Raw genomic sequence first — 26,676 nt, 5'->3', positions numbered from 1 at the left:
AGCGGGCCGGGACGCGCCACGTCACCCCGGCCCGCTGCCGTGCTCCTCCGGTGGTACCACCTGTTTCTCCTCGGCGAAGTGGCAGGCCGAGGGGTGGGCCGCCGGGCCGCCGGTCTCGCGGAAGGCCTCGGGGACCGCGAGCAGGGGGACCTCCGTCGCGCAGCGGGCCTGCGCCTTCCAGCAGCGGGTGCGGAAGCGGCAGCCGGAGGGGATGTTGGTGGGGGACGGGACGTCTCCGGTGAGGATGATCCGCTCGCGGTGTTCGCGGGCCGCCGGGTCGGGGACGGGGACGGCGGAGAGCAGGGCCTGGGTGTAGGGGTGGGTCGGGTGGTCGTAGATCTGGGTGTCGGTGCCGGTCTCGACGATCCGGCCGAGGTACATCACGCCGACCCGGTCGGAGATGTGCCGGACGATCGACAGGTCGTGCGCGATGAAGACGAGCGCCAGGTCGAACTCGCTCTGGAGCCGGTCCATCAGGTTGATGACCTGGGCCTGGACGGAGACGTCCAGCGCGGAGACCGGCTCGTCGGCGACGATCACCTCGGGGCGCAGCGCCAACCCGCGGGCGATGCCGATGCGCTGGCGCTGGCCGCCGGAGAACTGGTGCGGGTAGCGGTTGACGTACTCGGGGTTGAGGCCGACCACGTCCAGCAGGTGCTGGACCCGCTGGCGCCGGTCGCCCTTGGGTGCCACCTCGGGGTGGATCTCGTACGGCTCCCCGATGATGTCGCCCACCGTCATCCGGGGGTTGAGGGAGGTGTACGGGTCCTGGAAGACCATCTGGATGTTGCGCCGGACGGCCTTGAGGGCCTTCCCCGACAGCTGAGTGATGTCCTCGCCCTTGTAGCGGATCGCGCCGGCCGTCGGCCGCTCCAGGTGGACCAGCATCTTCGCGACGGTGGACTTGCCGCAGCCGGACTCGCCCACGATGCCCAGGGTCTCGCCCCGGCCGAGGGCGAAGTCGACGCCGTCGACCGCCTTCACCGCGCCGACCTGCTTGCGGATCACGATGCCCCGGGTCAGCGGGTAGTGCTTGACCAGGCCGGACACCTCCAGGATCGGCTCAGTCATCCAGGCACTCCCGCCAGAAGTGGCAGGCACTCCCCCGCGTCGCCGAGACCTCGTACAGCGGGGGCTCGTCGGTCCGGCAGACGTCGCGGGCCATCGGGCAGCGGGGGTGGAAGGCGCAACCGGGCGGGATACTCATGAGGTTGGGCGGCAGGCCCTTGATGGCGTAGAGCTGCCGGCCCTTCTGGTCGAGGCGGGGGATGGAGTCCAGCAGGCCCCGGGTGTACGGGTGGGCGGGGGCCTTGTAGATGTCGTGCACGGGCGCCGACTCGACGATCCGGCCCGCGTACATCACGGCGATCCGGTCGGCGACGTCGGCGACCACGCCGAGGTCGTGGGTGATGAGGACGAGCCCCATGCGGTACTCGCGCCGCAGTTCCGCGAGGAGTTCCATGACCTGGGCCTGGACGGTGACGTCGAGGGCGGTGGTCGGTTCGTCGGCGATGATCAGGGCCGGTTCCAGGGCCAGCGCCATGGCGATCATGATGCGCTGGCGCATGCCGCCGGAGAACTGGTGCGGGTACTGCCCGACCCGCTCCCGGGCGGCGGGGATGCGCACCCGGTCCATCAGCTCGACGGCCCTGGCCCGTGCGTCCTTCCTCGACATGCCCCGGTGCACGACGAACATCTCGCCGAGCTGGTCGCCGACGGAGAGCACGGGGTTGAGGGAGGACAGCGCGTCCTGGAAGATCATCGCCATCTCGGCGCCCCGGACCCTGCGGCGTTCGTTCTCCTTCAGCCCCAGCAGGTCGCGCCCCCGGAAGACGACCTCGCCGCCGGTGATCCGGCCGGGCGGCACGTCGAGGATGCCCATGACCGCCTGCGCGGTCACCGACTTGCCGGAGCCGGACTCGCCCAGCACCGCCAGCGTCTCCCCCGCGTCGACACCGTAGCTGACGCCGTTGACGGCCTTCGCGACGCCGTCCCGGGTGTGGAACTCCACGTGCAGGTCGCGCACTTCGAGCAGCATGACGGCGACTCACCTCAGCTTCGGGTCGAGGGCGTCGCGCACCGCGTCGCCGAGCATGATGAACGCCAGGACGGTGATCGCGAGGGCGCCGGAGGGCCACAGCAGCGCGTGCGGGGCGTTGCGGACGTAGGGGGAGGCGGCGGAGATGTCGATGCCCCAGGAGACGCTGGGCGGCTTCAGGCCGACGCCGAGGTAGGACAGGGTCGCCTCCAGCGAGATGTACGTGCCGAGCGCGATGGTCGCCACGACGATGACCGGGGCGATCGCGTTGGGCGCGATGTGCCGCAGCACCAGGCGGGAGTTGGAGGCGCCGAGCGCCCGTGCGGCCTGGACGTAGTCGTTCTGCTTGGCGGTGATGACCGAGCCGCGGGCGATCCGGGACAGCTGCGGCCAGCCGAGCAGCACGATGAAGCCGATGACCGGCCAGACGGTGTTGCTGGTGGTGACGGACAGCAGCACCAGTCCGCCGAGGACGACGGGGATGGCGAAGAAGACGTCCGTGATGCGGGACAGGATCGAGTCCCCCACCCCGCCGAAGAATCCGGCCAGCGCGCCGAGGACACTGCCGAGGACCGCGACGCCGAGCGTGGCGAGGACACCGACCGCGACGGACGTACGGGCGCCGTAGACGGTGCGGGTGTAGACGTCGCAGCCCTGGCCGTCGAAGCCGAAGGGGTGGCCGGGCTGCGAGCCCTCCTGGGCCTTGGCGAGGTCGCATTTGAGGGGGCTGCCGGGGGCGATCAGCGAGGGCCACAGGGAGATGACGATCAGGAAGAGGATGATCAGGGCCGAGACGATGAAGACGGGGTTGCGGCGCAGGTCGCGCCAGGCGTCGGACCACAGGGAGCGGGGCTTTTCCTGCGGTCCGGTGCCCTGCGGGCCGTCCGGGGTGCGCTCGAGTGTCTCCGCCTCGTCCACGCCCAGGTCCATGCCGCCGCCCATGCCGGTGCCCGCGATGGCGCGCTCGGGGTCGTAGTGCTGCTCAGGCATAGCGGATCCTCGGGTCGAGTACGGCGTAGAGGAGATCGACGACGAGGTTGGCGACCAGGAACACCAGCACGAGCACGGTCACGAAGCCGACGACGGTCTGGGTGTTCTGCCGCAGGATGCCCTGGTAGATCTGGTAGCCGACGCCGTGGATGTTGAAGATCCGCTCGGTGACGATCGCGCCGCCCATGAGGAAGCCGATGTCCGCCCCGATGAAGGTGACCACGGGGATGAGGGAGTTGCGCAGCAGGTGCCGGGTGATCACCCGGTGCCGGGGCAGGCCCTTGGCGACGGCGGTGCGGACGTAGTCGGAGCGCCGGTTCTCGGCGATGGAGGTGCGGGTCAGCCGGGTGACGTAGGCGAGGGAGACGGAGGCCAGCACCAGGCCGGGCAGGATCAGTTCGTCGAGGGGCGCCGCGGAGGAGACCGACGGCCTGATCCAGCCCCACTTCACCCCCAGCAGCAGTTGCAGCAGCAGGCCGGTGACGAAGGTGGGGACGGAGATGACGACGAGGGTGAGCAGCAGGACGCCGGTGTCGACGGGGCGCCCCCGGCGCAGCCCGGTGACCACGCCGAGGGCGATGCCGATGACGATCTCGAAGAGGATCGCGACGATCGTGAGGCGGATGGTGACGGGGAACGCGGTCGCCATCAGCTCGGTGACCTCCTGGCCGTTGAACGCCGTACCGAAGTCGCCGGTGAAGACGTTCCCCATGTAGGTCAGGTACTGCTGCCAGACGGGCTTGTCGAGGCCGAACTCCTTCTTCAGCTGGGCGGCCGTCGCCGGGTCGCAGCGCCGTTCGCCGCAGAGTCCGGCGATGGGGTCGCCCATCACGTTCACCATGAGGAAGATCAGCAGCGTGGCCCCGACGAACACCGGGATCATCTGGAGCAGGCGCCGGACGACGTAGCGTCCCATGGCGGATCAGCTCACCTTGATCTGGTCGTACACGGGGACGCTGAAGGGGTTGAGCTTCACGTCGGACAGCCGGTCCGACCAGCCCGCGCTGCCGTTCTGGTACCAGAGCGGGATGGCGGCCATGTTGTCGCGGAGGACCTCCTCGGACTGCTGGAACAGGCCGACGGCCTTGGCGTTGTCGGTCTCGCGGTTGGCCCGGTCGACGAGGTCGTCGAACTCCTGGTTGGACCACTTGCCGTCGTTGGAGGAGGCGTCGGTGTAGTAGAGCGGCTGGAGGAAGTTCTGGATGAGCGGGTAGTCCATCTGCCAGCCGGCCCGGAACGGGCCGTTCATCTTCTGCCGGGTGATCTGGTTGCGGAAGTCGGCGAAGGTGCCGACCGGGTTGCCGGTGCAGGCGCGTTCGTTGCCGAGCGCGTTGTTGATGGAGTTGCAGACGGCGTCGACCCAGTCCTTGTGGGAGCCGGTGTCCGCGTTGTACGTGATGGTGAAGCGGCCGCCGGGCAGGCCGCCGCCCTCCTGGACGAGCTTCTTGGCCTGGTCGGGGTGGTACTCGCAGGCGTCCCCGCACAGGCCGGCCTGGTATCCGCCGTCCTTGCCGAGGACCGGGGAGGTCCAGTCGGTGGCGGGGGTGCGGGTCCTGGCGAAGATGGTGTCGGTGATCTGGTTCCGGTTGATCGCCATGGACAGGCCCTTGCGGACCTTCTCCGAGCCGGACGTGTTCCAGGCCTCGTCGTAGAACGGGAAGGCGAGGGTCTGGATGATGCCGGCGGGGGTGTTGAGGTAGCGGTCGCCGAGGTCGTTCCTGACGTTCTTCAGCTGGGCGGCGGGGACGTCGTCGACCAGGTCGAGGTTGCCGGCGATGAGGTCGGTGTAGGCGGTGTTGTTGTCGGTGTAGACCTTGAGGTCGACGCCGCCGTTCTGTGCCTTGTCGTCGCCGGGGTAGTCGTCCCACTTGCGCAGGGACATCTGCGAGCCCTTGGCGTACGAGTCGACCAGGTAAGGGCCGTTGCCGACCGGCTTGGCGACCCAGGCGGCGTGGTCGTCGAAGAAGGACCGGGGCAGCGGGGCGAAGGCGGCGTAGCCGAGGGTGTCGGGGAAGGTGGAGAACTTCTGGGTGAGCTTGACGGTGAAGGTCTGGTCGTCGACGACCTTCAGGCCGGAGAGGGTCTCGGCGCTCTGCTCGCCCTCCTCGGGGTGGACCTTGTCGTAGCCCTCGATGTAGCCGAAGAAGTAGGCGTTGCGCTGGTTGTTCTTCAGACTGGCACCGTAGTTCCAGGCGTCGACGAAGGACCGGGCGGTGACCTTCTCGCCGTTGCTGAAGGTCCAGCCGTCCTTGACGGTGATGGTGAAGTTCTGCGAGTCCGAGGTCTCGATCTTCTCGGCGAGCATGTCCTGGGCCTCGCCGGTCTTCGGGTCGTAGCGCTTGAGCCCCCGGAAGATCATGTCGAGGACCTTGCCGCCCTGCACCTCGTTGGTGTTGGACGGCTCCAGCGGGTTCTGCGGGTCACCCCAGGAGGCACTCAGCACCGCGCCCGCGTCACCGCTGCCACCGCCGCTGCCACCGCCCCCTCCGCAGGCCGTCGCCGCGAGGGCTGCCGCCACCGCGCATACGGCCCATCTGGCGTGCGTGGCTCCGCGCATGGAGTGCCTCCTCGTACGTACGCGGTGGTGCACCGATCCGTCATACACATATCAACGCAAAAGGGTCATCGCGTGTACGTGCGACACCTGTGCGGACGGAACTCCAGCCGTATGTACGTATGAGCGGCTCTACGTACGGAGGGGGGCGGGGCCGAAGACGCCGGAACCCGGCACCCCTGTGAAGGGGTGCCGGGTTCCGGACAGGCGGTCGGGCTAGGACGTCAGACCGCGTGGACTACGTCCTTCTCCTCGGCGAAGTGGCAGGCCGACTCGTGGGCCGCCGGGGTGTCCGAGCCCTTGAAGCGCTCCGGGACCGCCAGCAGCGGGACCTCCTCGGCGCACTTGTCCTGCGCCTTCCAGCAGCGGGTGCGGAAGCGGCAGCCCGACGGCGGGTTGGCCGGGGACGGCACGTCACCGGTGAGGATGATCCGCTCCCGGCCCTCGCGGGCCGCCGGGTCCGGCACCGGGACCGCCGACAGCAGCGCCTGGGTGTAGGGGTGCGTCGGGTGGTCGTAGATCTGGGTGTCGGTGCCGATCTCGGCCATCTTGCCGAGGTACATCACACCGACGCGGTCCGAGATGTGCCGGACGATGGACAGGTCGTGCGCGATGAAGAGGTAGGAGAGGTTGAACTCGTCCTGCAGCTTCTCCATCAGGTTGATGACCTGCGCCTGGACGGACACGTCCAGCGCGGAGACCGGCTCGTCGCAGATGATGATCTCGGGGTTGAGGGCCAGGCCGCGGGCGATGCCGATGCGCTGGCGCTGACCGCCCGAGAACTGGTGCGGGTAGCGGTTGATGTACTCGGGGTTGAGACCGACCACGTCCAGGAGTTCCTGGACCCGGCGGCGGCGGTCGCCCTTCGGCGCCACCTCGGGGTGGATCTCGAAGGTCTCCCCGATGATGTCGCCCACCGTCATCCGGGGGTTGAGCGAGGTGTACGGGTCCTGGAACACCATCTGGATGTTCCGCCGGACCGCCTTCAGCGCACGCCCGGACAGCTTGGTGATGTCCTGGCCCTTGTAGAAGACCTCGCCCGCGGTCGCCTTCTCCAGCATCATCAGAAGCTTGGCGACCGTGGACTTGCCGCAGCCGGACTCGCCCACGATGCCGAGCGTCTCGCCCTGGTAGAGGTCGAAGGAGATTCCGTCCACGGCCTTGACCGCGCCGACCTGACGCTTGAACAGGATGCCCTGGGTCAGCGGGAAGTGCTTCACCAGGTTGCGCACCTGGAGGATCGGCTCACCGCGGTCGACGGGCGCGTCGAGCGCGGCCACCACCTCGGCCTCGGTCGCGGCGTCGACCGTCTCGACCTCGGTGACGTTGGGGGTGGCGTCCACGGCCTCGTCCGTCTTCTCCAGCTCAGCCATGGATCGTCTCCTTCCAGAAGTGGCACGCGCTGCCGCGGCCGGCCAGCTCGCCACCGTCCCGCTCGGTGACGGGGGACAGCGGCGGGATGTCCGTACGGCAGATGTCCTGTGCCTGCGGGCACCGCGGGTTGAAGGCGCAGCCGGACGGGATCCGCGTCAGGTTGGGCGGCAGCCCCTTGATCGCGTACAGCTCCTGGCCCTTCTGGTCCAGGCGCGGGATCGAGTCGAGCAGGCCCTTGGTGTAGGGGTGCGCGGGCCGCTTGTACAGCTCGTGCACGGGCGCGGTCTCCACGATCCGCCCCGCGTACATCACCGCGATCTTGTCCGCGACGTCGGCGACGACGCCGAGGTCGTGGGTGATCAGGATCAGGCCCATGTGGTACTCGCGCTGCAGCTCCGCGAGCAGGTCCATGACCTGGGCCTGGACGGTCACGTCGAGGGCCGTGGTGGGCTCGTCGGCGATGATCAGGTCCGGCTCCAGGGCGAGCGCCATCGCGATCATGATGCGCTGGCGCATACCGCCCGAGAACTGGTGCGGGTAGTCGTTGACCCGGGCCGCGGCGGCCGGGATCTTCACCCGGTCCATCAGCTCGATCGACTTGGCCTTGGCTTCCTTCTTGGACAGGCCCTGGTGGACGCGGAACATCTCGCCGAGCTGGTAGCCCACGGAGAGCACCGGGTTCAGCGAGGACAGCGCGTCCTGGAAGATCATCGCGATCTTGTTGCCGCGGATCTTCCGGCGCTCCTCGTTGGACATCCGCAGCATGTCCTGGCCGCGGAAGAGGATCTCACCCTTGGGGATGCGGCCGGGAGGCATGTCGAGGATGCCCATGATGGCCTGGGCGGTGACGGACTTGCCGGAGCCGGACTCGCCGAGCACGGCGAGCGTCTCGCCCGCGGCGACGGAGTAGTTGACGCCGTTGACGGCCTTGGCGACCCCGTCCCGGGTGCGGAACTCCACGTGCAGGTCGCGGACTTCGAGCAGCGGGCCGCCGTCGTCCCGAACGCCGTCCGGCGCGGGGCTCCCGGCCGTTTCATCGATGATGGTCACGTACGCCTCCCTCAGCGCAGCTTGGGGTCGAGGGCGTTGCGTACCGCATCGCCGAACATCAGGAACGAGAGCACCGTGATCGAGACCATCACCGACGGGACGATCAGAGTGTGGGGGGCGATACGGAGCTGCTCACGTCCACGCGCCACGTCGCCGCCCCAGGACACGGCCGTGTCACCGAGGCCCACGCCCAGGAAGGACAGGGTGGCCTCGGCCGCGATGTAGCCGCCGAGCGCGATGGTCGCCACGACGATGATGGGCGCGACCGCGTTGGGCAGGATGTGCCGGAACATGATCCGGGACGTCGAGGCACCGAGCGCCTTGGCGGCCACCACGTAGTCCGCCTGCTTGATGGTGATCACGGCGCCGCGGGCGACACGGGCGATCTGGGTCCAGCCGAGGAAGGCGAGGGCCAGGATGACGACCAGGACGGTGCGGTCGTCGAAGGAGTTGAGCACCACCAGGGCGCCGAGCAGGAACGGGATGCCGAGGAAGATGTCGGTCAGCCGCGAGAGCAGGGTGTCGGTCCAGCCGCCGAAGTAGCCGGCGATCATGCCGATGACCGTGCCGAGAACGGTGACGGCGAGGGTGACTCCCACACCGACGGTGATCGAGGCGCAGGCGCCGTAGACGACACGGGCGTAGATCGAACGGCCCTGCACGTCGTAGCCGAACCAGTCCGGAGCGAAGAAATGACCCCAGTTCGGCTTGCCCAGGTAGTGCTTGGCCAGGTCGGCGTCGCGCGGCGAGGCGCTGGTGAACAGTCCCGGCCAGATCGCCATCACCAGCAGGAACACGATCAGCACGGTCGAGACCAGGAACAGCGGGTTGCGCCGCAGGTCGTGCCAGGCGTCGGACCAGAGGCTGCGCGCCTTGTCGGGGGCCGGGCCGGAGTCGGTGACGACGACGGCCGCGGTGCTCGCGGTGTCCCCGGGAAGGGCGTCGACCTTCTTCTCGATGGTCTTGTCAGGCATACCGGATCCTCGGGTCCAGGACCGCGTAAAGCAGGTCGACGATCAAGCTGGTGGCGAGGTAGATGAGCACCATCAGCGAGGCGATGCCCACGACCGTGGCGCCCTCACGCCGGCTGAGCGCCTCGTAGATCTCGATACCGATGCCCCGCACGTTGAAGATGCCCTCGGTCACGATGGCGCCGGTCATCAGGCTGCCGATCTCGATGCCGAGGAAGGTGACCACGGGGATCAGCGAGTTGCGCAGCAGGTGGACACCGATGACACGGCGGCGCGGCAGCCCCTTGGCGATGGCGGTGCGCATGTAGTCGGAACGCAGGTTCTCCGCGATCGACGTGCGGGTCAGCCGGGCCACGTAGGCGAGGGAGAGCGACGCCAGCACGGTGGCGGGAAGCGCGAGTTGGGAGAAGTCCGTCGAGTCGGTCACCGTGGGTGTGGTGACGGACCACTTGAACGCGAGCAGGTACTGCAGCAGGAAGCCCAGCACGAAGGACGGCATGGAGACGAGGAACAGGGTCAGCGTCAGCAGTCCGCGGTCCCGCAGCGTGTCGGGGCGCAGGCCGGCGACGACGCCGAGGCCGATGCCCACGAGCGTGACGAAGGTGAAGGCGAAGATCGTCAGCCTGATCGTCACCGGGAACGCGTCGGCGATGACGTCGCTGATGGGCCGCTGACTGGCGATCTGGGTGCCGAAGTCGCCCTGGACCAGCCCGGTCATGTAGTTCACGTACTGCTGCAGCAGCGACTGATCGAGGCCGAGGTCCTTCTTGATGCTCGCGACCACCGCAGGGTCGTACGCCTGATCCCCCATCATCGCCCGGACGGGGTCGCCGGGCAGGGCGTACATCATGCAGAAGATGAGCAGAGTTGATCCGATGAAGACCGGGATCATCTGGAGCAGTCGTCGTGCGACATAGCGCCCCATAGGTGCCTCCGTGAGGGGTTAACGCAGGTGGGGGGCCGCCTCCTGATGACGAGACGGCCCCACGCACCTCCCACCGCCGCCTGAGCGGCGGCGGGCTTACGGCCGAGTGGGAAGATCCCCGAGGATCCTCTTACTTGGTGGTGACGGCCCACACTTCGAGGTCACCGTGGAAGTCGACGTTGACGTTGTCGACGTTCTTACCGTGGCCGCCGTTGATGCGGTAGTACCAGAGCGGGATGGCCGGCATGTGGTCGACCAGCTTCTTCTCGACCTCCTGGAAGGCCTTCACCGACGCCTCGAGGGACTCGGCCTGGTCCGCCTTGTTCATCAGCTCGTCGATCTCCTTGTTGGAGAACCGACCGTTGTTGGCCTCGGCGGTGGTGTGGTAGAGCTCCTTCATGAAGTTGGCGTTGACCGGGTAGTCGGCGACCCAGCCACCGCGGTACATGCCCTTCACCTGGTCGTTGTCACGGGCCTCGAGGTCCGTGGCGAAGTCCGGCTTGGGGTCGCCGACGCAGTCGACACCGGTGGCGTTGCGGATGGACTCGCAGACCGCGGTCACCCACTCCTTGTGCCCACCGTCGGTGTTGTACTGGACGGTGAACTTGTTGCCCGGAACGCCGCCGCCCTCCTTGACGAGCTTCTTGGCCTTCTCCGGGTTGTACGTGAACACGTCGGTGTCCAGGTTCTGGTTGCCCTTGACACCGGGCGGGGTGAAGGACTCGGCCGGCGTGCGGGTGTTGTTCAGAACCGTCTTGGTGATCGTCTCACGGTCGATCGCCATCGACAGGCCCTGCAGGACCTTCGGGTCGATGTCCTTGAAGGTCTTGGAGTAGAACGCCGGGGTCAGCGTCTGGATGGCCGCGTACGGCTGCTCGATGGCGCCGTCACCGAGGTCCGACTTGTACTTCGGCAGGTCCGTCGGGCCGACCTGGCGGATCATGTCCAGGTTGCCGGAGACGACGTCCTTGTAGGCGGCCTCGAGCGTCGTGTAGGCCTTGAACTGGACGCCCTTGTTCTTCGCCTTGTTCGGGCCCTGGTAGTCGTCCCAGGCCTTGACCTGGATGAGCTTCTTGTGGTCCCACTTCTCGAACGTGTAGGGACCGTTGCCGACCGGCTTCTGGCCGAAGGCCTTCGGGTCGTCGTGGAAGACCTTGGGCAGCGGGGCCCACGTGGAGTAGCCCAGCTTGTAGTTGAAGTACGGCATCGTGTACTTCAGCTCGATGGTGAAGGTGTGGTCGTCCACGGCCTTCAGACCGGACATGGCCTCGGCCTTCGGGTCGCCCTTCTCCGGGTGGACGTCGTCGTAGCCCTTGATGTCCTGGAACCAGAAGGAGTTCTGCTGGTTGTTCTTGATGTTGGCGTACCAGTTCCAGGCGTCGATGTACGACTTGGAGGTGACCTCTTCGCCGTTGTGGAACTTCCAGCCCTTCTTGAGCTTGACCGTCCACGTCTTCGAGTCCTCGGTGGTGACCGACTCGGCGTTCGTGTAGACGATCTCGCCCTTGGCGTCGAAGTCCAGGAGCTGGGTGAACAGGGCCTGGATGACGTACGAGCCGTTGGACTCGTTGGTGTCGGCCGGGATCAGCGGCTTCTGCGGTTCGCCGACGTCGATCGAGACGTATCCCGCAGGGCCGGAACCCTTGCTCTTCCCCTCGTCGCCGCCGTCGCCGCCGCCGCAGGCAGTAGCAGCCAGCGCGACGACTATCGCACCCGCGACCCACTTGGCGCTCTTGGCACCGCGCATGGGTTCCTCCTCATGAGTCCATTGGTTCACCGCAAAGAGGAGCACACGACATCTCACCGCCCACCGCCCGTCGCCGGTGTCGGAGATCGTCAGGTGCCCCCGCGCTCGTAAGTCGGCGCCGTCAGCGCGCGACCCGTTCATCCGAGCTCTACGCGCCTAACTATCTGCCATTCGCCACCGGCCGAACCACACCCCCGAGGTATCGGTTCGATCACAGCCGGGTCCTACATCTTCCAAAATCCGGACAAAGGGTTTGGTGAAAGATCCCTGCGAAACGGACTTGTTACACATCTATCGGGAGTGTGTGTCCGCATATCGGACAGCAATGTACGGAAAACCCGTTGCGGGTAGCGTGGCCGCTGTGCAGGCTTCCCCGCAGGGCTGCCGTGCGCTCAACACGCTTGTGCCGCAAAGCCGTTGGCCGGCGAGGCGCGGCTTCTGCATTTCCCCGGATATGACCGGGCGCGTCGGCCGTCGCACCGGTCCGCTTCCAGAGCAGAGTAGTGCGAGTCGGCCAGTTCAGGGTCGTCTCCCGGCCAGATCGAGGGTTATCCCTACCCTCCTCCTCCGAGATTCCGGTGTGCGATTCCGGCACGCACATGAACGGCGCCGGGCACCCCTGTAATAGGGGTGCCCGGCGCCGTTCATGTGCGTGCGGTGTGCCGGCCGGGGTCAGCCGTGCTTGGCGCGGCTCGCGGCGCGGGCGCGCTCACGGCCGTCCAGGTTCACCTTGCGGATGCGGATGGACTCCGGGGTCACCTCGACGCACTCGTCGTCACGGCAGAACTCCAGCGACTGCTCCAGCGACAGCTTGCGCGGCGGGACGATCGCCTCGAACGAGTCGGCCGAGGCCGACCGCATGTTGGTGAGCTTCTTCTCCTTGGTGATGTTGACGTCCATGTCGTCGGCACGGGAGTTCTCGCCGACGATCATGCCCTCGTACACCTCGGTGCCGGGATCGGTGAACAGCACACCGCGCTCCTGCAGGTTGGTCATCGCGAACGCGGTGACCGCGCCGGCCCGGTCGGCGACCAGGGAGCCGTTGTTACGGGTCGTGAGCGGCCCGAACCAGGGCTCGTGGCCCTCGTGGATGGAGTGCGCGATACCGGTGCCGCGGGTCTGGGTGAGGAACTCGGTGCGGAAGCCGATCAGTCCGCGCGAGGGCACCACGAACTCCAGGCGCACCCAGCCGGAGCCGTGGTTCGACATGTTGTCCATGCGGCCCTTGCGGACGCCCATGAGCTGCGTGACCGCGCCCATGTGCTCCTCGGGCACGTCGACCGTCATCCGCTCGACGGGCTCGTGCACCTTGCCGTCGATCTCCCGGGTGACCACCTGCGGCTTGCCGATGGTGAGCTCGAAGCCCTCCCGGCGCATCTGCTCGACCAGGATCGCCAGCGCCAGTTCGCCTCGGCCCTGCACCTCCCAGGCGTCGGGACGGCCGGTGTCCAGGACGCGCAGCGAGACGTTGCCGATCAGCTCGCGGTCCAGGCGGTCCTTGACCTGGCGGGCGGTGACCTTGCGGTCCTTCACGGCCGCCTTCGCGTCGGCGCCCTTGCCGGTGCTGCCGCGGCCGACCAGCGGCGAGGTGTTGGTGCCGATGGTCATGGAGATCGCGGGCTCGTCCACCATGATCAGCGGCAGCGGAACCGGGTTCTCCGGGTCGGCCAGGGTCTCGCCGATCATGATGTCCGGGATGCCGGCGACCGCGCAGATGTCCCCGGGGCCGGCCTTCTCGGCGGGCTTGCGGGTGAGCGCCTCGGTCATCATCAGCTCGGAGATCCGCACGTTCTGCACGGACCCGTCGCGCTTCATCCAGGCGACCGTCTGGCCCTTCTTCAGCTCGCCCTGGTGGACGCGGAGCAGGGCGATCCGGCCGAGGAAGTTGTCGGCGTCCAGGTTGGTGACGTGGGCCTGGAGCGGGGCGCCCTCGTCGTAGGTGGGGGCCGGGATGTGCGACAGGATGGTGGAGAAGAACGGCTCGAGCGAGTCCGAGTCCGTCGGGACCGTGCCGTCCGCCGGCTTGGTCAGCGAGGCGATGCCGTCCCGGCCGCAGGCGTAGACGATCGGGAACTCGATCTGGTCCTCGTCGGCGTCCAGGTCGAGGAACAGGTCGTAGGCCTCGTTGACGACCTCGTCGATGCGGGAGTCCGGCCGGTCCGTCTTGTTGATGCACAGGATGATCGGCAGCCGCGCCTGGAGCGCCTTGCGCAGCACGAAGCGGGTCTGGGGCAGCGGTCCCTCGGAGGAGTCGACGAGCAGCACGACACCGTCGACCATCGACAGGGCGCGCTCGACCTCGCCGCCGAAGTCGGCGTGGCCGGGGGTGTCGATGATGTTGATCGTGATCGGGTCCCCGCCGTCCTTGGGGTGGTACTTCACCGCCGTGTTCTTGGCGAGGATCGTGATGCCCTTCTCACGCTCCAGGTCGCCGGAGTCCATCATGCGCTCGTCGACCTGGTCGAGCTGGTGGGCGGCGAAGGCACCTGCCTGCTTGAGCATGCCGTCGACGATGGTGGTCTTGCCGTGGTCGACGTGGGCGATGATGGCAACGTTGCGGATGTCGTGACGCTGGATGGACAAAGCCATGGGTTGGCGTACTCCCGGAATGGTGAGAAGCGCCCTGCGCAGACGGCTGTGGTGCGCGGGCCCTGCCGGGCTGAACACGCCACGGCCTCTCCCCATGTTACGGGCCCATGGAACCGGCGGCTCGCGCGTCCTCCGCCGGGGTGCCTCGAGGGGCTGGTGACCTTCCCCTCGTCGTGGCCGCTCCCCGCGCGCACCGGCGGCCCGGGGCCCGCGACACGGGCGCCGTCAAGAACCCCGTGCTCCGGCCCCGTCGCAGTTCAGCAGTACGGGAAGCCGTCCCCGGCGCCCGCCCCGTCCGCGGGCCGCCCGCGGTGGCCGCTCGGCCGGGGGCGGGGAGTGCGGAAAAAGTGCCGAGATCTGTCTCACGTCGGTGCGGTGGCCGGGACTACCGCTCCGAGGGTGAGTCCGAGGGCTCGCCGGTCTTCTCCGCCGGCGTCCCGGCCGGGCCCCGCGCGCTCTTCTTCAGGAAGCCCATGTCCTCGTAGACGGGGGTGCGGAAACCGAAGGCGCCCGCGTTGGCCAGGTCCTTCCGGGCCGCGGTGAGCTGGGGGCGCTGGTAGAGGGGGATCGAGCCGGCCGCCGCCCAGATGCGGGAGTCGGCCTTGCGGAGCAGCTCGGCGCGTTTCGCGTCGTTGAGTGTCGTGAGGGCCTGGTCGAAGAGCTGGTCGACCTGGTCGGTGCCGACCCGGGTGTAGTTCTGCCCGACGTTCAGCGAGCCGTCGGCGGACGGGACCGGCTTGGCGTAGACCGGGCGGGCGTCGGTGGCGGGAAAGGCGGTCGCGGGCCAGGAGTAGAGGGCGAGGTCGTACTCACCGGTGGCGATGTGGTCCGTGAAGTAGCTCTCGTCGTCGACCGTGGAGATGTCGGTGCGGATACCGACCCGCTCCAGCATCCGCGTGATCCGGTCGGCCACGGCGCCCAGGGTCTGTGAGCCGGGCCCGGAGGGGAGCACGAAGTCGAGCGTGAGCGCCTTGCCGTCCTTGGCGAGCGGGGCGTTCTCCGCCTGGGCGGGGGCGGCGGTGCCCTTGGGGGCGTAGGCGCCGGGGGCGCCGCCCCGGTGCAGTCGTGTGTGCTCGGTGCCGTTCCGCGCGAGGTGCTCCGCCGTGCCGCCGTCACCGCTCTTGTCGTCGTCCGCCGCGTCGTCCTTCGTCTCGCCCTTCGTCTCGTCCTTCGCGTCGTCCTCGCCGACGATGTATGTGCCGTCGTCGTCTTCCTTTGACCCGCTCTTGGAGCCCTTGTCGGACGACCCGGCCTTCTTGCCCTCCGCACCGGCCGCCTTCTCGCCGTCCTCTTCCTCCTTGTCCCCCTTTTCCTCGTCCTTCTCGGCTTTCTCGCCCTTCGCTGCCTTCTCGGCTTTCTCGCCCTTCGCTGCCTTCTCGTCCTTCTCGGCCTTTTCCTTCTTCTCGTCCTTTTCCTGGTCGATCGGGCCCCCCGGTACCCAGCCGGCGTCCGCGAGCAGGGCGCGCGCCTCCGCGGCGTCCTGGGCACCGAGGGCGCCGCTCCCGTCGGCGTAGGCGGCCTGCCCGGACAGCGCGACGTGGCTGCCGACGGGCTCGGCGGGCAGGTCGAGCGGCTCGAGGACCGCCTTCGCCAGGGCCTCCCGGTCCAGGGCGCGGGCCACGGCACGGCGGACCCGCTCGTCGGCGAGCGGGCCTTCGTCGCCGTTGAGGGCGAGCTGGGTGTAGGCGGGCTCCAGCGACTTGCGCACCTCGAACCCGCTGAGGGTCTTCTGCTGACGCGCGTGCGTCGCGGCGGCCTCGCGCCGCTGCTCGCGGGCGGAGATCTCCTTGTCGGCGGCGTCCTCGTCGGAGCCGTTCGCGACGGCCCAGGAGCGCAGGGCGTGGGCGGCGGACCGGCCGGAACCGAGGGGGCCCGCCAGGGGCGCGCTCACCCGTTCGGCCTCTCCTTTCCCGTCCTGTTTCCCGTCCTGTTTCCCGTCCTGTTTCCCGTCCTGTTTCCCGTCCTGTTTCCCGTCCTGCTCGCTCTTCTGCTCGCCGCCCTCCTCGCTCCCGCGTGCGCTTTCGCCCCGCGGGCCGGCGGCGACGATGCGGCGGGCGCCGGTGGCGTCGATCTCGGCCAGGTCCAGGGTGCCGGCGGTGAGCGCGGCGATCCGTTCGTCGCGGGGCACCGCGCGCAGCACGATCGTCGAGAGCCGGGCCGGATCGCCCCACCAGCGGGCATTGCGGGTGAGGGTGACCTGGTCGTCCTCGCGGTCGACCTTCTTCACCTTGAACGGACCGGCGGTGACCTTCAGCTTCTTGCGGGCCCCGTCGTTGAAGGAGTCCGGGGAACCCATGACGTCCTTCGGGTACAGCGGTGTGAACAGGGACTTCCAGTCGGCGTAGGGGCGGCTGAAGGTGACCTTGACCTCCAGGTCGTCCTTGCCGCGCTCGATCTTCTCGATGCGGTCGTAGCCGGCGTTGCGGGCGGTCCAGTAGGCGGTGTCCTCACCGGACAGGGCACGCCACTGGGCGGAGAAGTCGGCGGCGCCGATCTCGCGGCCGTCGCTCCAGACGGCCTGCTGGTTGAGCCGGTAGAGGACGACCTGCTTGGGCTCGGTCTCGACGACCTCCGCGGACTCCAGGTAGTCGGCGTTGCGCACCGGGCGCCCCCGGTCGTCCATCCGGTACATCGACGGCAGGACGGCCTGCGCGATCCGGGTGGTGGTGGCGTCGGCGTCCGACTGGAAGGTGTTCAGGGTGTCCGGGACGGTGTCCACCGCCCAGCGCAGGGTGCCGCCGTCGGCGATCGCCGTGCGGTCGGCGCGTGCGACGTCCCCCGCGGCGAGGGGTCGGCCGGCCGGGTCCTCGGAACTGCATCCGGCCAGAGCGGGCACCACGAGAGCGCCCGCGGTGAGGAAGACGACCGAGCGCATGACCGCGCGCGGGGCGACGCCGTCGTGGGACATCTCTGGTTACCTCCGGGAAGCCGCGGACGTTATGATCACTTTTATCAGTATTTTTGGTGCTCATCTGATGTATGCGGCCACTGAAGAGGAAAGGGTTCGGCAACCGAGAGCGACACGGCGGCCACGGGTGGAAAGCTCACCCGTACGGCGTAGCGCACCGCACGATGCACCCCTGCGCCTCGGCCAATCGGTGCACATCCCTTCACAGCGCAAGGTGTGACGCGCGACACTCGCAGGCGCATGAACGTTGCCGCCTTGGGCCTGAAGGACCCTGAAGGACCCGCGGGAAGTGAGGGCAAGTCATGTCCGTGCACGACGAACTGGCATCCGTCCAGCGCAGCCTCGACGACCTGATCCGGTCGGTGGGACGCCTGGAGAAACAGCTCGGCAGCGGCGGTCTGGAGATGCGCCGCGTCCGATCCGACACCAACCATCTGCGGGAGAGCGTCGCGCTGCTGCGGGAGACGGCCACGGCCGGAACCACCGCGCCGAAGCGGCCCGATCTCGTCACCATCTCCGACACGCCGTACGACCCGACCCTGTGGGTGGACTCGGACGACGAGGGCCTCGGCGTCCGCGACCGCCACGCCCCCTGACCCCCACCGGACCCGCAGTGCCCCCTGACCCCTACCGGAGCGGACAAGTGGCCACTGGTACGGAACCTCCTGCCACCGAACCCCATCCCCGACGTACCGGTGTGCGCACCGGTACCCGCGCCGCGATCGCCGCTCCGCATCTGCGGACCGACCGCTGGTGGCTGGCCCCGGCCGCCACCGCGGCCGGTCTGCTCGCCTTCGTCGTCTACTCGACCTGGCGGGCCTTCGCGAACGCCGACTACTACGCGGCGCCGTACGTCTCGCCGTTCTACTCCCCGTGCCTCGCGGAGAACTGCGAGACGATGCGCGCCGGACCCAACTGGGAGCTGTTCGGCAGCTGGTGGGGCATCTCACCGGCGATCATCATCCTGATCTTCCCGCTCGGCTTCCGCTTGACCTGCTACTACTACCGCAAGGCCTACTACCGGGGCTTCTGGGCCGCCCCGCCGGCCTGCGCGGTGGCCGAGCCGCACAAGAAGTACTCCGGGGAGACCCGCTTCCCGCTGATCCTGCAGAACGTCCACCGGTACTTCTTCTACGCGGCGCTCCTGGTCGCCGGGGTGCTGACCTACGACACCGTCCTCGCCTTCCGCGACGAGCACTACGCGTGGGGCCACATGGGGCTCGGCACCCTCGTCTTCCTGGTCAACATCGCGCTGATCTGGCTTTACACCATCTCCTGTCACTCCTGCCGGCACATCGTCGGCGGAAAGCTCAAGCACTTCTCGAAGCATCCCGTGCGCTACCGGATGTGGCAGTGGGTGAGCCGGCTGAACGCCCGGCACATGCAGCTCGCCTGGGCGTCGCTGGTGAGCGTGGCGGTCGCCGACTTCTACGTCTACCTCCTCGCGTCCGGCGCCTTCGACGATCCGCGCTTCTTCTGATGAGTGGGGCCTTTTGAGATGACCGTGGTCGACCGGCAGGAATGGGACGTCGTCGTGGTCGGTGCGGGCGGCGCCGGGCTGCGCGCCGCCATCGAGGCACGCGAGCGGGGGGCGCGTACGGCGGTGATCTGCAAGTCGCTGTTCGGCAAGGCGCACACCGTGATGGCCGAGGGCGGCATCGCCGCCGCCATGGCCAACGCCAACGAGCACGACACCTGGCAGGTCCACTTCCGCGACACCATGCGCGGCGGGAAGTTCCTCAACCAGTGGCGGATGGCCGAGCTGCACGCCCAGGAGGCGCCGCAGCGGGTGTGGGAACTGGAGACCTGGGGCGCGCTGTTCGACCGGACGAAGGACGGCCGGATCTCGCAGCGCAACTTCGGCGGCCACGAGTACCCCCGCCTCGCCCACGTCGGCGACCGCACCGGTCTGGAGCTGATCCGCACCCTCCAGCAGAAGATCGTCGCACTCCAGCAGGAGGACTTCCGGGAGACCGGGGAGTACGAGTCCCGGCTGAAGGTCTTCCAGGAGTGCACGGTCACCCGCGTCCTCAAGGACGGCTCCCACGTCTCCGGCGTCTTCGGCTACGAGCGGGAGTCCGGCCGTTTCTTCGTGCTGGAGGCGCCCGCCGTGGTCCTCGCGACGGGCGGCATCGGCAAGTCGTTCAAGGTGACGTCGAACTCGTGGGAGTACACCGGGGACGGCCACGCGCTGGCGCTGCTGGCCGGGGCCCCGCTGCTCAACATGGAGTTCGTGCAGTTCCATCCGACGGGCATGGTCTGGCCGCCGTCGGTGAAGGGCATCCTGGTCACCGAGTCGGTGCGCGGCGACGGCGGGGTGCTGCGCAACTCCGAGGGCAAGCGGTTCATGTTCGACTACGTGCCGGACGTCTTCAAGGAGAAGTACGCCGAGTCCGAGGAGGAGGGCGACCGCTGGTACGACGACCCGGACCGCAACCGGCGTCCCCCCGAACTGCTCCCCCGCGACGAGGTCGCCCGCGCGATCAACGCCGAGGTGAAGGCGGGCCGCGGCTCCCCGCACGGCGGGGTCTTCCTGGACGTGTCCACCCGGATGCCCGCCGACGTCATCAAGCGCCGGCTGCCGTCGATGTACCACCAGTTCAAGGAGCTGGCGGACGTCGACATCACGGCGGAGGCGATGGAGGTCGGGCCGACCTGCCACTACGTGATGGGCGGCGTCGCCGTCGACTCCGACACGGCGGCGACGCGCGGGGTGCCGGGGCTGTTCGCGGCCGGTGAGGTGGCCGGCGGGATGCACGGCTCCAACCGGCTGGGCGGGAACTCCCTGTCCGACCTGCTGGTGTTCGGGCGCCGGGCGGGATGGCACGCGGCCGAGCACGCGGGGACGTACACCGCCGGGCGGGGCGCCGGGGCAGGCGCCGGGCGGCCCCGGGTGGACGACGCCCAGGTCGACGCCGCGGCGGCGGAGGCCCTGCGCCCCTTCTCCGCCGAGGCCGGGGAACCGGCGGAGGGCCCGGCGACCGCTCCGGAGAACCCGTACACCCTGCACCAGGAACTCCAGCAGACGATGAACGACCTGGTCGGCATCATCCGCCGGGAGCACGAGATGGAGGAGGCCCTGCACAAGCTCGCCGAGCTGCGGGTACGGGCGCGCCGGGCCGGGGTCGAGGGGCACCGGCAGTTCAACCCGGGCTGGCACCTCGCCCTGGACCTGCGGAACATGCTGCTGGTCAGCGAGTGTGTGGCACGGGCCGCGCGGGAGCGCACCGAGTCGCGCGGCGGGCACACCCGCGAGGACCACTCCGAGATGGAACGCGCCTGGCGCAACGTCAATCTGCTGTGCGCGATGACCGATCCCACCGGCGGCATCGCGGCCACCGCCCCGGAGCGCGGCCAGATCACCCTGACCCGTGAGACCACCGAACCCATCCGCCCCGACCTGCTCGCCCTCTTCGAGAAGGAGGAGCTGGTCAAGTACCTCGCCGAAGAGGAGCTCTACGAGTGAGCAGCTACGAGGCCCGCTTCAAGGTGTGGCGGGGGGATGTCGAGGGCGGCGGCCTGGAGGACTTCCGGGTCGAGGTGAACGACGGCGAGGTGGTCCTCGACATCGTCCACCGGCTCCAGGCCACCCAGGCCCCCGACCTGGCCGTGCGCTGGAACTGCAAGGCCGGCAAGTGCGGTTCGTGCTCGGCGGAGATCAACGGGCGTCCCCGGCTGCTGTGCATGACCCGGATGTCGGTGTTCGACCGGGACGAGACGATCACGGTGACCCCGCTGCGGGCCTTCCCGGTGATCCGCGACCTGGTGACCGACGTCGGCTTCAACTACACCAAGGCACGCCAGGTGCCGGCCTTCGTACCGCCGGAGGGCCTCGGGCCCGGCGAGTACCGGATGACGCAGGAGGACGTGGACCGCTCCCAGGAGTTCCGCAAGTGCATCGAGTGCTTCCTGTGCCAGGACGTCTGCCATGTGGTCCGCGACCACGAGGAGAACAAGCGGGCGTTCGCGGGGCCGCGGTTCCTGATGCGGGTGGCGGAGCTGGACATGCATCCGCTGGACGCCGCCGAGGAAACCGGCCTGGACCGCAGGAGCACGGCCCAGGACGAGCACGGGCTCGGCTACTGCAACATCACCAAGTGCTGCACGGAGGTGTGCCCCGAGGGCATCCGGATCACGGACAACGCGCTGATCCCGCTGAAGGAACGGGCGGTCGACCGCAAGTACGACCCGCTCGTCTGGCTCGGCGACAAGATCCGACGCCGGTCCTGAGCCCCGGTCAGGGCTTGTCCACCCAGCCCTTCCGGTACGCCGTCCAGTCCGCCTCCGTCGCCGCGAAGTCCACGTAGAGGGCGACGCCGAAGCGGGGGCGCCCGGCGTCCGCGCGGGACAGCCCGAGCCGGACACCGCGGACGGCGGCGGGGACGGTCTCGGCGTGGGCCCAGTGGCCGAACCGGTTCTCCTTGAAGAAGGGCAGACCCATGAGGAGGTCGGTGCCGGGCGGGGTGACCTCCAGGGCGAGCGCGGTCTGCTGTGCGACATAGCCGCCGTAGGTGCCCTCCAGCGGCTGCATGGTGTCGTACGACATGACGGCGATCTGGTCGACGCGGCGCGCGACCTGCCCGAAGAACTCCTGCGACCACCACTTGGGGTGGCCGGTGACAGCGCCCCAGAAGGAGTGGAAGCCGGGGAGCGGGTCGATCTGGTGGGCGGCGACGGACAGCGGCACGTCGCGGGAGCCGGTCTCCTCGTGCAGGGCGTCGAGGAGCTCGAGGTAGTTTCCGTCTCCGGAGTGCAGGGGTTCGAGGTCGAAGTGGACGCCGTCGTAGCCGGTGTCCAGGATCTCCCGGGTGGAGCGGAGGATCTCGGCGCGGGACTCGGCTCGCTCCAGGTGCAGCGCCTCGGGGTGCTCGGGCGCGAGGATGTCGCCGAGCCAGGCCTGGACCCGGACGCCGGGTATCTCCCGGTGTACGGACTCGATCAGCCAACGTGCCTGCGGATACCGGGACTTCGGCAGGCTTCCGTCGTGCTCCAGGGGTCCGGAGTGGACGTAGAGGTCGCGTATCCCGGTGCCTTCGAGGCGGCGGGCGAGGGCGGTGACGTCGGCGTCCTTCTTCCGCCCGTCGACCCAGGCGTGCCCGAGCCAGAGGGCGTCCCGGTCCCGGGTGTAGGTCCCGTCGGCGGGGTCGCCGGCGAAGTTGACCCGTAACACCGCCCCGGCGGTCAGCAGCGGCACCAGGACGACGAGCACGACCGCGAGCGTGGTCCACATGAGCCGGCGCTTCCAGCTCCGGGGCCGCTCACCCGGCCGGTCCCGGGTGTGCTCCGCGTCCGCGGATCCGGGTGCGGCCGACTCCGCGGGCTCTGTGGGCTCAGTGGACTTCGTGGGCTCCGTGCCTGACATCGCGCGTCCCCTCCGCCGCCGACCCGTCCGGGCCGCACGGCTGATCTTGCGGAGGAGGACGACGGCGAGGGGCCCGCGGTTGCGGTGTCAGGCGGCGGGCGCGTGCCGTTCGTGCACGTGTCCGTCCAGGGGGAAGGCGGGGGGTGCGGCCGGGAGGACACCGGTCAGTGCGAAACCGGCCTTCTCGGCGACGCGGCAGGACGCCACGTTGTCGACCTGGTGCACCAGCTCCAGGCGGGTCAGGCCTTCCCGGGTGAAGGCCTCGAACGCCCAGCCGGTCAGCGCCGTCAGGGCCCGGTGGGCCACTCCCCGGCCGCGGGCGTGCGCCGCGGTCCAGTAGCCCACCTCGGCGGAACCCGATCCCCTGGCCGCGCACTTGAGGACGGCGTTGCCGACGAGCCGCGGCGCGGAGCCGGGAACTCCCGTCTCCTGCACGGCGAACGCGAACCGGTCTCCCCTCTCCCAGCCCCGCTGTTGTGCCGTCACCCAGCGGGCCGCGCTCGCCTCGTCGTGCACGGCGGCGCTCGCCCAGCGGCGCATCGCCTCGTCCTGGTACAGCTCGGCCAGACCCGCCGAGTCCTCCGGGCTCCAGGGCCGCAGGGTGAGGGTGCCGGCTGCCAGGCGTAACGGGATCGGGGCCGTCGGGATCGGGGACATGGGGGCGAGCGTAGACGAGCGGCGGTCGGTCGACGTGTCGGGGGTCAGAAAAGGCTCATGAGGGCTTCGGCCGGGTCGGGGAGGGAGGTCTCGCCGCCGGGGAGGGGGAGTTCGAACCAGACGGTCTTGCCGCGGGGGGTACGGCGGGAGCCCCAGGCCGCGCTGAGCAGGCCGACGAGTTGGAGGCCGCGGCCGCCCTCGTCGGTGTCGCGGGCGCGGCGGCGGCGCGGCTGGACCAGGCCGGAGTCCCAGACCTCGCAGACCAGGGTGCGGTCGAGCAGGAGGCGGAGCCTGATCTCTCCCTCGCCGTACCGCAGGGCGTTGGTGACCAGCTCGCTGACCAGGAGTTCCGCGGTGTCGACGAGGGGTTCCAGGTCCCAGGCGAGCAGTTGCGCGCGGGCGTGCTCGCGGGCGCGGCCCACGCTGCGGGGTTCGCGCGGCAGCGTCCAGTCGCCGACGGAATCGGCGGGCAGTCCCTGGACCCTGGCCATCAGCAGCGCGATGTCGTCCTCGCCGTGGTGGGTGTTGAGGGTGTTGAGGACGTGGTCGCAGACGTCCTCCAGGTCTCTGTGGGTGTCGGCGCGCAGCGCCGACGTCGCGGGGTGGTGGCCGGGCGACGGGTGGGGCGGGTCGGTGAGGGCGCCCACGAAGGCCTGGAGACCCTCGTCGAGGGGGTGGTCGCGGCTTTCGACCAACCCGTCCGTGTAGAGCGCGAGCAGGGCGCCCTCGGGCAGTTCGACCTCGACCTCCTCGAAGGGCTCCCCGCCGACGCCGAGCGGCATGCCCGGCGGCACGTCCAGCATCAGGGCGGCCTCCCCCGGTTCGACCAGGACCGGCGGCGGATGGCCCGCGTTGGCGAAGGTGCACCGCCTGGTCACCGGGTCGTAGACCGCGTAGACGCAGGTCGCCAGGTAGACCTCGGAGAGGTCGGCCTCCCGGGGACGGCGGGCGGCCCGGGTCGCCTGCTGGACCCCTCCGGGGGCGCCGAGCCCCTGAACGATCTCGTCCAAATGGGAGAGCACCTCGGCGGGTTCGAGGTCGAGCTGGGCCAGGGTGCGGACGGCACTGCGCAGTTCACCCATGGCCACCGCGGCACGCAGCCCCCGCCCCATCACGTCCCCGACGACCAACGCGGTGCGGTGGCCGGGCAGTTCGATGACGTCGAACCAGTCGCCGCCGACCTCGCCGGACCGGCCGGTCGTCGCGCTGCCGGGCAGGTAGCGGCAGGCGATGTCGAGGCCGGAGGCCTCCGGGTCGCCGGGCGGCAGCAGGGACCGCTGCAGCAGCAGGGCGCGTTCGTGCTCGCGCCGGTAGAGGCGGGCGTTGTCGATGCAGACGGCGGCGCGCGCGGCCAGTTCCACGGCGAGGTCGCGGTCGCGTTCCCCGAACGGCTCGCTGCCCTTGGTACGGGCGAACCGGGCGAGCCCGACCACCGTGTCGTGGGCGACCATCGGCACGGCGAGCGTGGTCCGCACCAGCCCGCCCTCCTCGCCCGGCACCAGTCGCGGACGGCCGGTGCGCAGGGCGTCCGCGCACGGCGAGTTGAACGCGTAGTTGTGGACGGCGCCCAGCTCGACGGGCTTGCCGATGACGCTGAACGGCACTTCGGAGACGGCGCTGGCGAAGGCGACGCGGCGCACGTCCGCACTGCCGTCGGCCAGTCCCGGCGGGGTCTCGTCACCGGCCAGCAGCCCCTGGTAGAGGTCGACGGTGGCCAGGTCGCAGAAGCCGGGGACGACCACGTCCAGGAGTTCGCGGGCCGTGGTCTCCAGGTCGAGGGAATTGCCGATCCGGGCACCGGCCTCGTTGAGCAGGGCGAGGTTGCGCCGTGCGGCGGCGGCCTCGCGGGCGGCGGCACGGCGGGCGGTGATGTCGGTTCCCAGCCAGGCGATGCCGATGGGACGGCCGCTGCCGCTGTGCACGCGGTAGAGGTTGACCGACCAGTGGCGGCGCCCGTCGGCGTCCGGGACGAATCCGGTGACGTGCATGTCCGTGATGGAATCGCCGGTCTCCAGCACCCTGCGCATGGTCGCGGCCACCCGCTCGGCCTCGGCGCGCGGCAGGTAGTCGTGGACACCCTTGCCCCGGTGGTCGTCGGGCACGCCGCCGAAGATGGACGCGAACCGCTGGTTGGCGCGGCGCACCCGCAGGTCGGGGTCGATCAGCAGGAAGCCGAAAGGGGATTGGCCGAATATGGCCTGCGAGGCGGCGAGATCGGTCTCGATGCTGCGCAGGGTGCGCACGTCGACGACGATGCAGACGGCTGCCTTCTCGCCCTCCTCGGTGCGCGTCGGCATGACGTAGACCTCGGCGATTCCCTCCCGGCCGGGCTCGTCGTCCACGGTGTCGGGGATCCGGAAGGGCACGACTCCGGTCCACTCCCGGCCGTCGAGGATCTCGGCCATCTTGCGCTGGCCCCGCTCACGCCGGTCCGGGTCGACGAACGCCGCGATGGGGTCCATCCCGACGGCCCGCTCCGCCGGGATGCCGAGGAGTTGTTCGGCGCGCAGGCTCCACTGGTCGACCAGTCCGTCGGGGCCGATGGAGAAGGACGCGACCTTTATGTAGTCGTACATGGAGCCGGGAGGGCTGCTCTGCCACATCCCGTCGACGGTCGGGACGTCGGTGAGGGAAGGGGTGCCGGAAGAGGCGTCGGCGGCCAAGGCCTCGACGGGAGAAACGCCGGCGGACTCGGCGTCGCCGGACCAGGCATCCCCGGAAGTGAGGCCGTCAGCGGCCTCGGCCCTTGCGCCGTCCGACGGGTCCTTGGACTCCGTGGCCTTCGCTGGTATCTCGCTCACGCGAACCGTCCCCTCCAGCTCACCGCGTCCGGCACCGGTCGCCGGGGGCGGCTGCCCGCAGTATCCAGCACTACGGCGCCACACAACACGGTGTTCACGATCACAGCACGCTCCCGATGCTTTTCGGTCCGAACTGTGAGAACACTCCCAGTCTTCTAACCAGCGGACACGTCATCGAACCCCCTTCTTCGACAACCATCAGGGGCCGGAACCGGCCGCTCGACAGAAGTGGCCCGTGCGTACACGGCCGAGGCGCGGCACGGCGCCTCGTTTCAGCCGGGCGCGAACGCCTCACTCGGGCACCGTGAGTTCGAACCACACGGTCTTGCCGACCTCGCCCGGCCGGGTACCCCAGCGGCGGGCGGTGCGGGCGACGAGCTGCAGCCCGCGCCCGCCCTCGTCCTCGGCCCGGGCGACGCGCTCGTGCGGGAAGTCCGGCAGCGGGTCGGAGACCTCGACCCGCAGGACGCCGTCCGGGCCGGAGGGACGCGACAGGCAGACACCGATGGGACCGGTGGCGTGCCGCAGGGCGTTGGTGACCAGCTCGCTGACCAGCAGGGCCGCCAGGTCGCCGACGCCGTCGAGACCCCAGCCGTGCAACTGCGCGCGGACCGTGGAGCGCGCGGCGCCCACGGCGCCCGGGTCCGCGGGGAAAGTCCACGTGACACGGTCGTCTTCGGTGTCGATCACGCGGATCACTTCCGTCACTC

The 26,676-nt window shown here is 69.6% G+C and carries 20 protein-coding genes; 4 read left to right on the top strand and 16 right to left on the bottom strand.

All coding sequences use genetic code 11. The features are described from left to right. Window positions 1-21 precede the first annotated feature (21 nt). The 12 genes from ACVW19_RS22115 to ACVW19_RS22060 form a co-directional block, all read right to left on the bottom strand. Window positions 22-1,071: an ABC transporter ATP-binding protein gene (locus ACVW19_RS22115; RefSeq protein ID WP_457461136.1), complete on the bottom strand. Its 1,050-nt coding sequence runs from the start codon at window positions 1,069-1,071 to the stop codon at window positions 22-24. Further along, window positions 1,064-2,038: an ABC transporter ATP-binding protein gene (locus ACVW19_RS22110; RefSeq protein ID WP_457461134.1), complete on the bottom strand. Its 975-nt coding sequence runs from the start codon at window positions 2,036-2,038 to the stop codon at window positions 1,064-1,066. Before ACVW19_RS22110 ends, ACVW19_RS22115 begins: the two co-directional genes overlap by 8 nt. 9 nt (window positions 2,039-2,047) lie before the next feature. Continuing rightward, window positions 2,048-3,028: an ABC transporter permease gene (locus ACVW19_RS22105; protein WP_457461132.1), complete on the bottom strand. Its 981-nt coding sequence runs from the start codon at window positions 3,026-3,028 to the stop codon at window positions 2,048-2,050. After that, on the bottom strand, window positions 3,021-3,944 hold the full coding sequence (locus ACVW19_RS22100) for an ABC transporter permease (RefSeq protein WP_457461130.1): 924 nt from the start codon (window positions 3,942-3,944) through the stop codon (window positions 3,021-3,023). The genes ACVW19_RS22105 and ACVW19_RS22100 overlap by 8 nt, the downstream gene beginning before the upstream one ends. 6 nt (window positions 3,945-3,950) lie before the next feature. Beyond that, complete coding sequence (locus ACVW19_RS22095) at window positions 3,951-5,585, bottom strand: peptide ABC transporter substrate-binding protein (RefSeq protein WP_457461128.1); 1,635 nt, start codon at window positions 5,583-5,585, stop codon at window positions 3,951-3,953. Window positions 5,586-5,806: 221 nt separating this feature from the next. After that, window positions 5,807-6,955: an ABC transporter ATP-binding protein gene (locus ACVW19_RS22090; protein ID WP_457461126.1), complete on the bottom strand. Its 1,149-nt coding sequence runs from the start codon at window positions 6,953-6,955 to the stop codon at window positions 5,807-5,809. Further along, window positions 6,948-8,006, bottom strand: a complete 1,059-nt coding sequence (locus ACVW19_RS22085) for an ABC transporter ATP-binding protein (protein ID WP_457461124.1) — start codon at window positions 8,004-8,006, stop codon at window positions 6,948-6,950. Before ACVW19_RS22085 ends, ACVW19_RS22090 begins: the two co-directional genes overlap by 8 nt. A gap of 11 nt (window positions 8,007-8,017) precedes the next feature. Then, a complete protein-coding gene (locus ACVW19_RS22080; protein WP_457461122.1) occupies window positions 8,018-8,980 on the bottom strand; it encodes an ABC transporter permease in 963 nt (320 codons plus the stop codon). Continuing rightward, window positions 8,973-9,902: an ABC transporter permease gene (locus ACVW19_RS22075; protein ID WP_457461120.1), complete on the bottom strand. Its 930-nt coding sequence runs from the start codon at window positions 9,900-9,902 to the stop codon at window positions 8,973-8,975. The genes ACVW19_RS22080 and ACVW19_RS22075 overlap by 8 nt, the downstream gene beginning before the upstream one ends. Before the next feature lie 130 nt (window positions 9,903-10,032). Continuing rightward, window positions 10,033-11,649: a peptide ABC transporter substrate-binding protein gene (locus ACVW19_RS22070; RefSeq protein ID WP_457461119.1), complete on the bottom strand. Its 1,617-nt coding sequence runs from the start codon at window positions 11,647-11,649 to the stop codon at window positions 10,033-10,035. 672 nt (window positions 11,650-12,321) lie between these two features. Further along, a complete protein-coding gene (gene typA, locus ACVW19_RS22065; protein WP_457461117.1) occupies window positions 12,322-14,238 on the bottom strand; it encodes a translational GTPase TypA in 1,917 nt (638 codons plus the stop codon). A gap of 385 nt (window positions 14,239-14,623) precedes the next feature. Further along, window positions 14,624-17,146: an ABC transporter substrate-binding protein gene (locus tag ACVW19_RS22060; RefSeq protein WP_457461115.1), complete on the bottom strand. Its 2,523-nt coding sequence runs from the start codon at window positions 17,144-17,146 to the stop codon at window positions 14,624-14,626. Window positions 17,147-17,448: 302 nt separating this feature from the next. On the opposite strand from ACVW19_RS22060, the gene ACVW19_RS22055 reads away from it, so the two are divergent. The 4 genes from ACVW19_RS22055 to ACVW19_RS22040 are packed head-to-tail and all read left to right on the top strand — an operon-like array spanning window position 17,449 to window position 21,376. Further along, window positions 17,449-17,742: a hypothetical protein gene (locus ACVW19_RS22055; protein ID WP_457461113.1), complete on the top strand. Its 294-nt coding sequence runs from the start codon at window positions 17,449-17,451 to the stop codon at window positions 17,740-17,742. Window positions 17,743-17,789: 47 nt separating this feature from the next. Next, on the top strand, window positions 17,790-18,626 hold the full coding sequence (locus ACVW19_RS22050; protein ID WP_457461111.1) for a hypothetical protein: 837 nt from the start codon (window positions 17,790-17,792) through the stop codon (window positions 18,624-18,626). An 18-nt stretch (window positions 18,627-18,644) separates the two neighbouring features. Then, entirely contained in the window at window positions 18,645-20,612 is a 1,968-nt protein-coding gene (locus ACVW19_RS22045) for a fumarate reductase/succinate dehydrogenase flavoprotein subunit (RefSeq protein WP_457461109.1), read from the top strand. After that, entirely contained in the window at window positions 20,609-21,376 is a 768-nt protein-coding gene (locus ACVW19_RS22040; protein WP_457461108.1) for a succinate dehydrogenase/fumarate reductase iron-sulfur subunit, read from the top strand. The genes ACVW19_RS22045 and ACVW19_RS22040 overlap by 4 nt, the downstream gene beginning before the upstream one ends. A 7-nt stretch (window positions 21,377-21,383) precedes the next feature. On the opposite strand, the gene ACVW19_RS22035 is transcribed toward ACVW19_RS22040, so the two are convergent. From ACVW19_RS22035 to ACVW19_RS22020, 4 genes are all read right to left on the bottom strand, one after another. Continuing rightward, window positions 21,384-22,508 carry a hypothetical protein gene (locus ACVW19_RS22035; RefSeq protein WP_457461107.1) on the bottom strand — a complete coding sequence of 375 codons (1,125 nt, stop codon included), beginning with the start codon at window positions 22,506-22,508 and terminating at the stop codon, window positions 21,384-21,386. Between the two features lie 87 nt (window positions 22,509-22,595). Continuing rightward, a complete protein-coding gene (locus ACVW19_RS22030; RefSeq protein ID WP_457461106.1) occupies window positions 22,596-23,165 on the bottom strand; it encodes a GNAT family N-acetyltransferase in 570 nt (189 codons plus the stop codon). A gap of 44 nt (window positions 23,166-23,209) precedes the next feature. Continuing rightward, a complete protein-coding gene (locus ACVW19_RS22025) occupies window positions 23,210-25,966 on the bottom strand; it encodes a SpoIIE family protein phosphatase (RefSeq protein ID WP_457461104.1) in 2,757 nt (918 codons plus the stop codon). A gap of 291 nt (window positions 25,967-26,257) precedes the next feature. Next, on the bottom strand, window positions 26,258-26,665 hold the full coding sequence (locus ACVW19_RS22020) for an ATP-binding protein (protein WP_457461102.1): 408 nt from the start codon (window positions 26,663-26,665) through the stop codon (window positions 26,258-26,260). Between the last annotated feature and the right edge of the window lie 11 nt (window positions 26,666-26,676).

The organism is Streptomyces sp. TE5632 (assembly GCF_054061295.1).
This window is presented reverse-complemented; position numbering and strand designations above follow the sequence as displayed.